The sequence below is a fragment of the Streptomyces sp. SID14436 genome (assembly GCF_010548465.1).
Taxonomy (GTDB): Bacteria; Actinomycetota; Actinomycetes; order Streptomycetales; family Streptomycetaceae; genus Streptomyces.
The window spans coordinates 1-11591 of record NZ_JAAGMD010000574.1 but is presented as its reverse complement, the minus strand read 5'-3'; the positions used below and the strand labels follow the sequence as shown (position 1 = coordinate 11591).

Here is an 11591-nt window from a genome sequence, read left to right as displayed (position 1 = left end):
GACGGCGGGCAGCCCGAGGACCTCCGCGAAGATCTCGCACAGCGCCCGCTCGCGCGGAGTACGCGCCGGCACCAGCCCCGAGACGGCGGTGTCCGGATCGGGTGCGGGCAGGGCCTTGCGGTCGATCTTGCCGTTGGGGGTGAGGGGGAGGGCGGGGAGGGTGACGAAGGTGCTGGGGACCATGTAGCCCGGCAGCGTGGCCGCGAGAGCGGTCTTCGCGTCCTCGGTGGTCCCGATCAGATATCCGACGAGTTGTCCGTGGTGGACGGTGGTGGCGGCGTCGGTGATGCCGGGGAGGCGGCGGAGGGCGGTTTCGATTTCGCCGAGTTCGATGCGGTGGCCGCGGATTTTGATCTGGTGGTCGGTGCGTTCGAGGAATTCGAGTTGGCCGTCGGGGCGTTGGCGGACGCGGTCGCCGGTGCGGTACATGCGGGCGCCGGGGTGGGGGTTGTGGGGGTCGGCGGTGAAGGTGGTGGCGGTTTTGGCGGGGTCGTTGAGGTAGCCGTGTCCGACGCCGGTGCCGGCGACGTAGAGCTCGCCGGGTGTGCCGGGGGGTACGGGTTGGAGGTGGTGGTCGAGGATGTAGAGGCGGGTGTTGCGGACGGGGTGGCCGATGGGGGCGCGGGTGTCGAGGGTGGTGGTCGGGGTGATGACGGCGTGGGTGACGTCGTCGGAGCACTCCGTCGGCCCGTAGGCGTTCACCAGCGGTACACCGGGTTCCAGCCGGCCCCACGTGACCGCGAGGTCCGCGGGGAGCGTCTCCCCGGTGACCATCAGCGAACGCAGCCCGCCTGTCGCGGGCCTGGGGGTGCCCGACTCCCAGGCGTCGACGGCGGCGCGCAGGAGGGAGGGGACCACTTCGAGGACGGTGATGCCGTCGGTGGTGATGCGGCCGAAGAGTTCCTGGGGGTCGGCGGCGGTGTCGCGGTCGACGACGACGAGGCGTCCGCCGGTGATGAGGGGGCAGAGCATCTGCCAGACGGAGATGTCGAAGGTGACCGGGGCGTTGTGAACGGTCACGTCGTCGGCGGTCATGTCCAGGTCGTCGACCTTGGCCAGCAGGTGGTTGACCATGCCGGCGCGGTGGACCATCGCCCCCTTGGGACGCCCGGTGGAGCCGGACGTGAAGATGACGTAAGCCAGGTCGTCTCCGGTGCCGGAGGGCGGCAGGAGGTCGGTGTCACGGGAGGCGTCCCAGCTGACGGTGGCCGGTGCGGCCGTGGCGGCGGCCAGCAGCTCGGTGGCGGTGTCGTCCAGTCCGGGTCCGACGTAGAGGACGTCCGGGCCGGAGTCGTCGAGCAGGCCGGCGGTGCGGGCCCGGGGGGCGCGCAGGTCGAGCGGGACCCAGGCGGCTCCGGCGCCCAGGACGGCGAGGATGCCGGTGACGAAGGGGATGCCGGGTTCGCACAGCATCGCCACCCGCGACCCGCGGCGCACCCCGGCCGCTCTCAGTCGGCGGCTCAATGCCGAGGCGTGGCTGACGAGTTCGGTGTAGGTGGCCGATCCGTCCGGGTCCTGCACGGCGATCCGGTCCGGGTGCGCTGCAGCGTGCGCCCGCACCCGCTCGACCACCCCGGTGCAGGGCTCGTCGACCGTCGTCGCCGCCCAGCCCGCCCGTACCGCCGCCGACTCCTCCGGCAGCAGCACCTCGGCCTCGCGGACCGGCCGGTCCGGGGCCGCGACGAGCAGGCCCAGCAGGTGGGCGAGCCGGTCGGCGAAGGAACGCGCGGTGGACTCGTCGAACAGGTCGCTGCTGTACTCCAGGACCGCGTCGATCCCGTCGGCCGCACCGTCCGGCGTACGCCGCTCGAACAGCTCGAAGGCCAGGTCGGCCTTGGCGGTCCCGGTGCCGAGGAGCAGCGGCTCCGACTCCACGCCCGCCAGCCGCACCGCCGGGTCCGGCGTGTTGTGCAGGGTGAGCATCGTCTGGAACAGCGGGTGCCGGGACAGGGAACGGGTCGGCGCGAGCGCGTCGACCAGCGCCTCGAACGGCAGGTCCTGGTGCGCGTAGGCGGCCAGGTCCGTGGCGCGGACGCGGTCGAGCAGTTCCTCGAAGGTCGGGTCGCCCGACAGGTCGGTGCGCAGCACCAGCGTGTTCACGAAGAGGCCGACCAGTGCGTCGAGCGCCGGGTCCGTGCGGCCCGCGACGGGCGTGCCGAGCGGGATGTCGTCGCCCGCGCCCAGCTTGGACAGCAGGGTGGCCACCGCCGCCTGGAGCACCATGAACGTGCTGACGCCCCGCGCCCGGGCCAGTTCGCCGACCGCCGCGTGCAGCGCGCCGTCGATGCGGAACTCCACCTGCCCGCCCCGGTACGTGGCCGCGGCGGGGCGCGGCCGGTCGGCCGGCAGCTCCAGTTCCTCGGGGAGGTCCTTCAGCGCCTCCCGCCAGTGGCGGAGCTGTTCGGCCGACACCTCCGCGAGCAGGTCCCGCTGCCACAGCGTGTAGTCCGCGTACTGCACGGGCAGCGGTGCCCAGGCCGGGGCCCGGCCCGCGCGGCGCGCCTCGTAGGCGGTCGCGAGGTCGGTGCCCAGCAGGCCCACCGACCAGCCGTCGGCCGCGATGTGGTGCACGACGAGCAGCAGCACGTGCTCCTCGTCCGAGGCCCGGAACAGCTCCGCCCGCAGCGGCAGGCCGGCCGCCAGGTCGAAGCCGCGCCGTGCCGCGTCCCGCACCGCGTCGTCGCTCAGCGCGGTCACCGGCAGGCCGATCCGTACCTCCGCCGCGTCCACGACCTCCTGCCGGGCACGCCCGTCGGTGTCCGGGTAGCGGGTGCGCAGCGCCTCGTGGCGCACGACGACATCGCGCACCGCGGCCCGCAGGGCCGGTACGTCGAGGGCGCCCTTCAGCCGGACGGCGACCGGGATGTGGTACGCCGGGTTGCCCCCCTCCAGCCGGTCGAGGAACCACAGCCGCTGCTGGGCGGGGGACAGCGGCAGCACGTCCGGGCGTACGGCCGGCGCCGGGGCGGGCCGGGCCTCCCCGGCGTCCGCGACGCGGGCCGCGAGGGCCGCCGGGGTCGGCGCGTCGAAGACCGCGCGGACCGGCAGGTCGGCGCCGAGCGCCGTGCGGATCAGGCCGGTGAGCCGGGTCGCGAGCAGCGAGTGGCCGCCGAGCTCGAAGAACGACGCGTCCGGGGCCGCGGGCGCGGGCAGCCCGAGCACCTCCGCGAATACCTCGCACAGCAGCTGCTCCTGCGGGGTGCGCGGCGCGCGGGCCCCGGTGGACGGGCCCTGGACGGGAGCGGGCAGCAGCTTGCGGTCGACCTTGCCGTTCTCGGTGAGCGGCAGCGTGTCCATGGCCACGTACAGGGCGGGCACCATGTGCGCGGGCAGGGTGTCCGCCAGGTGCGCGCGGAGCGCGGCCGGGGCGGCCGTGCCGACGGTGTAGGCGACCAGTTGGGTGCCGCCCGGGAGGTCGTCGCGGGCCACGACCGTCGCCTGCCGGACCTCGGGGTGGGCGGTGAGTTCCGACTCGATCTCGCCGAGTTCGATGCGGAAGCCGCGGATCTTCACCTGGTGGTCGGCCCGCCCGATGTACTCCAGCTGCCCGTCGGCGCCCCAGCGCACGACGTCGCCGGTCCGGTACATGCGGCTGCCGGGCGGCCCGAACGGATCCGGCACGAAGCGGGTCGCGGTCAGCGAAGGGCGCCCGTGGTAGCCGCGGGCCAGGCCCTCGCCGGCGATGTACAGCTCGCCGACGGCCCCCGTGGGGGCGGGCCGCAGCGCGTCGTCGAGGACGTACACCTGCGTGTTGGCGATGGGCCGGCCGATGGGCGGCACGCCGCCGCGCTCGCCGTCCAGGACGGCGGCGGTCGACCAGATCGTCGTCTCGGTGGGCCCGTAGACGTTGGTGACCTCGCGGGCCGCGGCGCGCAGCGCGTCGGCGAGCGGCTCGCCGACGGCCTCGCCGCCGATCAGGACGCGCAGCCCCGCCAGGCTGTCCGGGTGCTCGGTGACCAGGGCGTGCCACAGCGTCGGCGTGGCCTGCATGACGGTCGCGTCGCTGCCGGTGATCAGCGCGGCGAGGGCGGCCGGGTCGCGGACCGTGTCCCGTCCGGCGAGGACGAGTTCGGCGCCGGTGAGCAGCGGGACGAGGATCTCCAGGTTGGAGATGTCGAAGCCGAAGGTGGTGACCGACAGGAAGCGGTCGTCGCCGGTGACGGCGAACCGCTCGCCCATGTCGTGCACGAGGTTGATCAGCGCGCCCTGCGGCACGACCACGCCCTTGGGCCGGCCGGTGGAGCCCGAGGTGTAGATCGTGTACGCGGTGTCCAGCGGGTCCGGCTCCGCGGTGCCCGTCGGGCCGGTGGGCCGCCGGGCGAGGAGGGCTCCCGCCGTGTCGAGGGTCAGGTGCGGGCGTTCGGTGACGGCGGGCAGCGTGCCGGCGACGTCGGTGGTGGTGACCACGAGGGCGGGTGCCGCGTCGTCGAGCATGTAGCCGATGCGGTCGGCCGGGTAGTCGGGGTCGAGCGGCAGGTAGCCGGCGCCCGCCTTGACGACGGCGAGCGTGGCGACGATCAGGTCCGTCGACCGGGGCAGCGCGATCGCCACCAGGGCGCCCGGGCCCGCGCCGCGCGCCACCAGTTCGTGGGCGAGCCGGTCGGCGCGGGCGTGCAGTTCGGCCCGGGTGAGCCGCTCGGTGCCGCAGTGCAGGGCGGGCGCGTCCGGGTCGGCGGCGGCCCGTGCCGCGAGCTGCTCGCGCAGGGCGTGCCGGGGGTGGGAGCGGGCGGTGGCGTTGTACGTGCCGAGCAGCGTCGTCCGCTCCTCGTCGCCCAGCAGCTCCAGGCGGGACAGCGGCAGGTCGGCCGCGTCGGGGAGCGCGGCGAGGAGCCGCAGCACCCGCCCGGCCAGCGCCGCCGCCTCTTCGGCGGTGACCAGGTCGGGTGCGTGGTCCAGCCGCAGCGTCAGCTCCTCGCCGGGCAGCACCAGCAGCGACAGCGGATAGTGGGTGGCGTCGCGGCCCTGCACGCCGGTGAGCGTCAGACCGGGGACGGCCGTGCGCAGGGCGTCCGGGTCCAGCGGGTAGTTCTCCAGGATCAGGACGGTGTCGAACAGTTCGCCGTGGCCCGCGTCCTGCTGGATGCGGGACAGGCCCAGGTGCTGGTGCGGCAGCAGCTCGGTGTGCTGCCGCTGCGCCGCCTGCACGACCTCCGCGAGGGTCCGCGAGGCACCGGTGCGCAGCCGCACGGGCAGCGTGTTGATGAACAGGCCGACCATCGACTCCACGCCCGGCAGCTCCGGCGGCCGCCCCGACGTCGTGGTGCCGAACACCACGTCGTCCCGGCCGGTCAGCGCCCCCAGGACGACGGCCCAGACGCCCTGGAGGACACCGGCCAGGGTGACGCCGCGCGTCCGCGCCCAGTCGGTCAGGCGGGCCGTCGCGTCCGCGTCGAGCCGGGCGATGTACTGCTCCGGCAGCACCGGGGCGCGGCCGGGCGGCGCCGGCACGAGCCGGGTGGGCTCCTCCAGGCCGGCGAGCAGCTCGCCGTAGGCCGCGGCGGCGGCCCGGTCGTCCTGCCGGTCCAGCCAGGACAGGTAGCGCTTGTAGGAGGTGACGGCGGGCAGCGCGGAGGCGTCGCCGCCCGCCGCGTACGCGGTGAACAGCTCGGACAGCAGCAGCGGCATCGACCAGCCGTCGAGCAGGATGTGGTGGCAGGTGACGAGGAGGCGGTGCCGGTCCGGGCCGGTGGAGACGAGGGTGAAGCGGATCAGCGGCGGCCGGCCCACGTCGAACGGCTCGGTGCGGTCCCGGTCGGTCAGCGCCGCTAGGTCGCCCGGCTCGGTCACCTCCCGCCACGGCACGGGCACCTCGCGGGGTATCAGCTGCACCGGCCGGCCGTTCTTCCGGTAGCGGAAACCCGCCCGCAGGTTCGGGTGCCGGGCCAGCAGGCCGGCCGCGGCGGCCCTGAGCGCGCCGCGGTCGAGCGGTCCCTCCAGGTCGAGGACGAGCTGGACCGCGTACACGTCGAGTTCCTGACGGTCGTACACGGCGTGGAAGAGGAGGCCCTCCTGGAGCGGCGTGAGCGGCAGTACGTCGCTCAGCCCGCCCGACGGGCGCGGCGCCCCGGGTCCCTTCCCCTGTGCGGTCGTGCTCATCCGTCGTCCCCCCACTCGTGTGTGAACTCGTTCTCGAACTCGTCGATCTCGTCCTGGCCGAGTCCCTCGACGAGCTCCAGGTCCGAGGGCGTGAAGCCCCCGGCGTCGGGCCGTGCGGCGTGCGCGGCCAGCGCCTCCAGCGCCCGGAACCAGCCCCGTGCGATCGCCTCCGCGTCCGGGCCGGCGACCGCCAGCCCCGCCCAGGACCACTCGGCGACCAGCCGCGGGCCGTCCGGCCGGTCCTCGGTGCGCGCGTCGACGCCGAGCGCGTGCGGCAGCGGCATGCCGGGGTCGGTGCCGGCCATGACGTCCAGCGACTCCGGTGCGAGCTGCCAGTCGCCGGGCTCCGGCAGCGCCATCCGGCCCAGGTAGTTGAAGCCCAGCTGCGGTGCCGGCCGGCCGCCGAGCACGGCCGCCGACGTGGTGTCGAGCCGGCTCAGCAGGCCGTGGCCGATGCCGTGGTCCGGGATCCTGCGCAACTGCTCCTTGACCTCCTTGAGCACCTGGCCGAGCGCCGGCCCGCCCGCCCACACCTCGTCCCAGTCGCACAGGCCCACGTCGAGGCGGACCGGGTGGGTGGTGGTGAACCAGCCCACCGTGCGGGCCAGATCGACGCCCGGCACGACCTCCTCACGCCCGTGCCCCTCCAGGTCGACGAGGACGTCCTGCCGCTCGCCGCGCCCGCGCCGCCAGTCGGCGACCGCGAGGGCGAGGGCGGTCAGCAGCACGTCGTTGATCTCGGCGTGGAAGACGGCCGGGACGGTCGTGAGCAGCTCCGAGGTGACCGCGGCGGGCAGCTCCAGCCGTAGCCGGCGGGCGGTCGCCACGGTGTCCCGCCCGGGGTCGAGCGGACGGGACCCGAGCGGCGGGTCGCCGCCGTCCGTGATCTCCCGCCACAGCGGCAGTTCGGCCCGGCGCTCCGCGCGCGCGGCCTCCTCGTGCAGCAGCAGCGCCCACTGCCGGAACGACGTGCCCACCGGCGCCAGGGGCCGCCCGGGGTGCTCGTACGCCTGCGCCAGGTCGGGCAGCAGAATGCGCCAGGACACGCCGTCCACCACCAGGTGGTGCAGCGTGAGCAGCAGCCTGCCCGGCCGCCCGGGACCGGCGTCGCACCACACCGCGCGCACCATGTCGCCCCGGGCGGGCGCCAGTTCGGCGCGGGCGGTGGCCGCCTCCTCGCGCACCAGGGCGGCGAGGTCGTCACCGGGCCCGGCCGCGGCCCGGCGCAGCACGTCCCCGGCCCGGACCGCGCCCGCCTCGAGGATCTCGTCGCCGCGCCGGCGCAGCGCGTCGTGGTGGTCGAGCAGCGCCTGCAGCGCCCCCTCGATCCGCTCGTACGAGGCCCCCGCCGGGGTCTGCACGACGGCCGCCTGGTGGAAGCCGTCGGTGGGGCCGGGGATCGCGTCGAACCAGGCCGTGATCGGCGTGGCCGGCACCGGCCCCGTGCCGTCACCGGCCCCGACGGTCCCGGTCCCTTCGGCGGTGCCGGCGACGAGCGCCAGCGCCTGCGGGGTGCGGTGCACGAAGACGTCCTGCGCGGTGATCGCGAGGCCCGCCTCCCGCGCCCGGGCGACCAGCTGGATGGAACTGATGCTGTCGCCGCCGAGGTCGAAGAACCCGGCGTCGGCACCGGCGGACTCCAGCCCGAGCACCTCCGCGAACGCCCGGCACAGCAGCGCCTCCCGCTCGTCGGCGGGCGCCAGCCCCGAGGCGGCCAGGGTGTAGTCGGGCGCGGGCAGGGCCCGCCGGTCCAGCTTGCCGTTGCCGGTGAGCGGCAGCGCGTCGAGGGCGACGACCGCGCTCGGCACCATGTGCTCGGGCAGCTCGGCGGCGAGACGCGACCGGACCTCCCGCACGTCCACCGGGTCGCCCGCGGCGACGACGTACGCGACGAGCCGCTTGTCCCCGGGCCGGTCCTCGCGGACGATCACCGCGGCGCCCGCGATGTCGTCCCGGGACAGCAGCACGCCCTCGATCTCGCCCGGTTCGATGCGGAAGCCGCGCAGCTTCACCTGGTCGTCGACGCGGCCCACGTAGTCGAGGCTGCCGTCGGCGTTCCAGCGCACCAGGTCACCGGAGCGGTACATCCGGCCGCCCGGCGCGGTGGCGTACGGGTCGGCGACGAACCGGCCCGCGGTCAGCTCCGGGCGCCGCAGGTAGCCGCGGGCCAGCTGGTCGCCGCCGATGTACAGCTCGCCGGTCACGCCCGGCGCGACCGGCCGCAGCCGGCCGTCGAGCACGTACAGCCGGGTGTTGTGCAGCGGGAACCCGATGGGCGGCTTGACCGCGCCGGACAGCGGTTCGCTGATGCTCGCGCAGACGGTCGCCTCGGTCGGCCCGTACGCGTTGCGCATCACGCGCCCGCGGGAGAACCGCTCCACCAGCTCCGGCGGGCAGGCCTCGCCCGCCACGACCAGCTGCACACCGTCCGGCATCGGCCGGTCGGCCGGCCACGCGGACAGCACCGTCGGCGGCAGGCAGACCATGGTGGTGCCGGTGCGTTCCACCAGCTCGGCGAGCGGCCCGCCCGGGCCGCGCTCCTCGGCCGTCGACAGGATCATCGTCGCGCCCGACAGCAGCCCGATGGACAGCTCCCAGGTCGCCGCGTCGAAGCTGTACGAGGCGAACTGCAGCCAGCGGGTGGCGGGGCCGATGCCCATCCGCGGTCCCTGGTCGGCCACCATCACGGCGACCGTGCGGTGCTCCACGACGACGCCCTTGGGCCGCCCGGTGGAACCGGAGGTGTAGATGACGTACGCGGCGTCGCGGACGGTCAGCGGCCGGGTCCGGTCGGCGTCCGTGACCGCACCGTCCGGCCGGGAGCGCACCGCGGCCCGCACGTCCGGGTCGTCGAGCAGCAGCCGGGGCACGTCCGAGCCGTCCAGGCCGGCGGACTCGGCGTCCGTCGTCAGGGCGAGCACCGGACGCGCGTCGTCGAGCATGTAGCCGATCCGGTCCCGCGGGTAGGCGGCGTCGATCGGCAGGTAGGCGGCGCCCGCCTTGAGGACGGCGAGCAGCGCGACGACCATCTCCGGCGAACGCGGCAGCAGCAGCGCCACCAGGTCGCCGGGCCCGGTGCCGCGGGCGGCCAGCTCGTGGGCGAGCCGGTTCGCGCGGGCGTCCAGCTCGGCGTACGACAGCACCTGCGGGCCGAACTCCAGCGCCGGGTGATCGGGTTGCGCCGCCGCCCGGGCCGCGTACAGCTCGTGCACCGGGGCCACCGCGACGTCCTGCACCGGCCCGGCCCACGCGCCCAGGACGCGGGCGCGTTCGGCGGGCAGCAGGGCGTCGACCCGGCCCAGCGGCAGGTCGGGGTCGCGGGTCAGTACGCCGACGAGGTGCGCGAACCGCTCGGCCATCGAACGCGCCGTCGCCTCGTCGAACAGGTCGCTGCTGTACTCCAGGACGGCGTCGATGCCGTCCGGCGCCCCGTCGGGCCCGTGCCGCTCCGTCAGCTCGAACGCCAGGTCCAGCTTGGCGGTGCCGCCGCGGACCGGGACCGTCTCGACGTCCAGACCGGGCAGGGCGAGGTCGGCGGAGGCGTTGTTCTGCAGCACCAGCATGGTCTGGAACAGCGGCTGCCGGGACAGCGACCGGCTCGGCGCGAGCGCGTCGACCAGCGTCTCGAACGGCAGGTCCTGGTGCGCGTAGGCGGCCAGGTCGCCGGCGCGGACCCGGCCGAGCAGCTCGCGGAAGGTCGGGTCGCCGGACAGGTCGGTGCGCAGCACCAGGGTGTTGACGAAGAAGCCGACCAGCTCGTCCAGGGCCGGATCGGTGCGCCCCGCGACGGGCGTGCCCAGCGGGATGTCCTCGCCCGCGCCGAGGCTCGACAGGAGCGTGGCGAGCGCGGCCTGCAGCACCATGAACGTGCTCGCGCCCTCGGCCCGGGCCAGCGCGGCGACGGCCGCGTGGAGTTCGGCGTCGACCCGGAAGGCGACCGTGCCGCCGCGGTGGGTGGGCACGGTGGGCCGCGGCCGGTCGGCCGGCAGCTCCAGCTCCTCCGGGAGGCCGTCCAGCGCCGCCTTCCAGAAGGCGAGCTGCTCCTCGGCCACCGCGTCCAGGAGGCCGCGCTGCCACAGCGTGTAGTCCGCGTACTGCACCGGCAGCGGCGCCCGGCCGGGCGCCGCGCCCGCCCGCCGCCGCCCGTACGCCTCGGCGAGGTCGCGGGCCAGCGGGGCGACGGACCAGCCGTCGGACGCGATGTGGTGCAGCACGACCAGCAGGACGTGTTCCTCGTCGGAGAGCCGGAACAGCTCGGCGCGCAGCGGCAGTTCGGAGGCCAGGTCGAAGTCCCGGGCGGCCGCGGCGGTCAGCGCCCCGGGCAGTGCCTCACGGCTCGTCGCGGTGACCGGCAGCGCGGGGCGCGCCGCTTCCGGCGGCAGGATCCGCTGGACCGGCCGGCCCCCGGCGTCCGGGAAGACGGTACGCAGGCTCTCGTGGCGGGCCACGACGTCACCGAGCGCCGCGCCCAGAGCAGCCGTGTCCAGCTCGCCGGACAGGCGCACGGCGAAGGGCAGGTGATAGGCGGCCGCGCCGGTCTCCAGGTGGTTCAGGAACCACAGCCGCTGCTGGGCGGGGGAGAGCGGCAGCTCGTCCGGGCGGGGATCGGCGGCCGTCAGCGCCGGCCGCGGCGGCCCGTCCGCGCCGTCCAGGCGGGTGGCGAGCTCGGCGACCGTCGGTGCGTGGAACAGCGTCCGGATGGTGACCTCGATGCCGAGCCGGGCCCGGATGCGGGACGCCACCCGGGTGGCGAGCAGCGAGTGCCCGCCCAGGTCGAAGAAGCTGTCGTCGATGCCGACGGCGGGCAGCCCGAGGACCTCCGCGAAGATCTCGCACAGCGCCCGCTCGCGCGGAGTACGCGCCGGCACCAGCCCCGAGACGGCGGTGTCCGGATCGGGTGCGGGCAGGGCCTTGCGGTCGATCTTGCCGTTGGGGGTGAGGGGGAGGGCGGGGAGGGTGACGAAGGTGCTGGGGACCATGTAGCCCGGCAGCGTGGCCGCGAGAGCGGTCTTCGCGTCCTCGGTGGTCCCGATCAGATATCCGACGAGTTGTCCGTGGTGGACGGTGGTGGCGGCGTCGGTGATGCCGGGGAGGCGGCGGAGGGCGGTTTCGATTTCGCCGAGTTCGATGCGGTGGCCGCGGATTTTGATCTGGTGGTCGGTGCGTTCGAGGAATTCGAGTTGGCCGTCGGGGCGTTGGCGGACGCGGTCGCCGGTGCGGTACATGCGGGCGCCGGGGTGGGGGTTGTGGGGGTCGGCGGTGAAGGTGGTGGCGGTTTTGGCGGGGTCGTTGAGGTAGCCGTGTCCGACGCCGGTGCCGGCGACGTAGAGCTCGCCGGGTGTGCCGGGGGGTACGGGTTGGAGGTGGTGGTCGAGGATGTAGAGGCGGGTGTTGCGGACGGGGTGGCCGATGGGGGCGCGGGTGTCGAGGGTGGTGGTCGGGGTGATGACGGCGTGGGTGACGTCGTCGGAGCACTCCGTCGGCCCGTAGGCGTT

The 11591-nt window shown here is 75.4% G+C and carries 2 protein-coding genes; both read right to left on the bottom strand.

Features of this window, described 5'->3' with window-relative positions:
- Positions 1-6096, bottom strand: a 6096-nt coding sequence (locus G3I53_RS19910; RefSeq protein ID WP_164438610.1) for a non-ribosomal peptide synthetase, incomplete at its 3' end; no start/stop codon positions are given.
- Positions 6093-11591, bottom strand: a 5499-nt coding sequence (locus G3I53_RS19905) for a non-ribosomal peptide synthetase (protein WP_164438609.1), incomplete at its 5' end; no start/stop codon positions are given. The genes G3I53_RS19910 and G3I53_RS19905, both read right to left, overlap by 4 nt.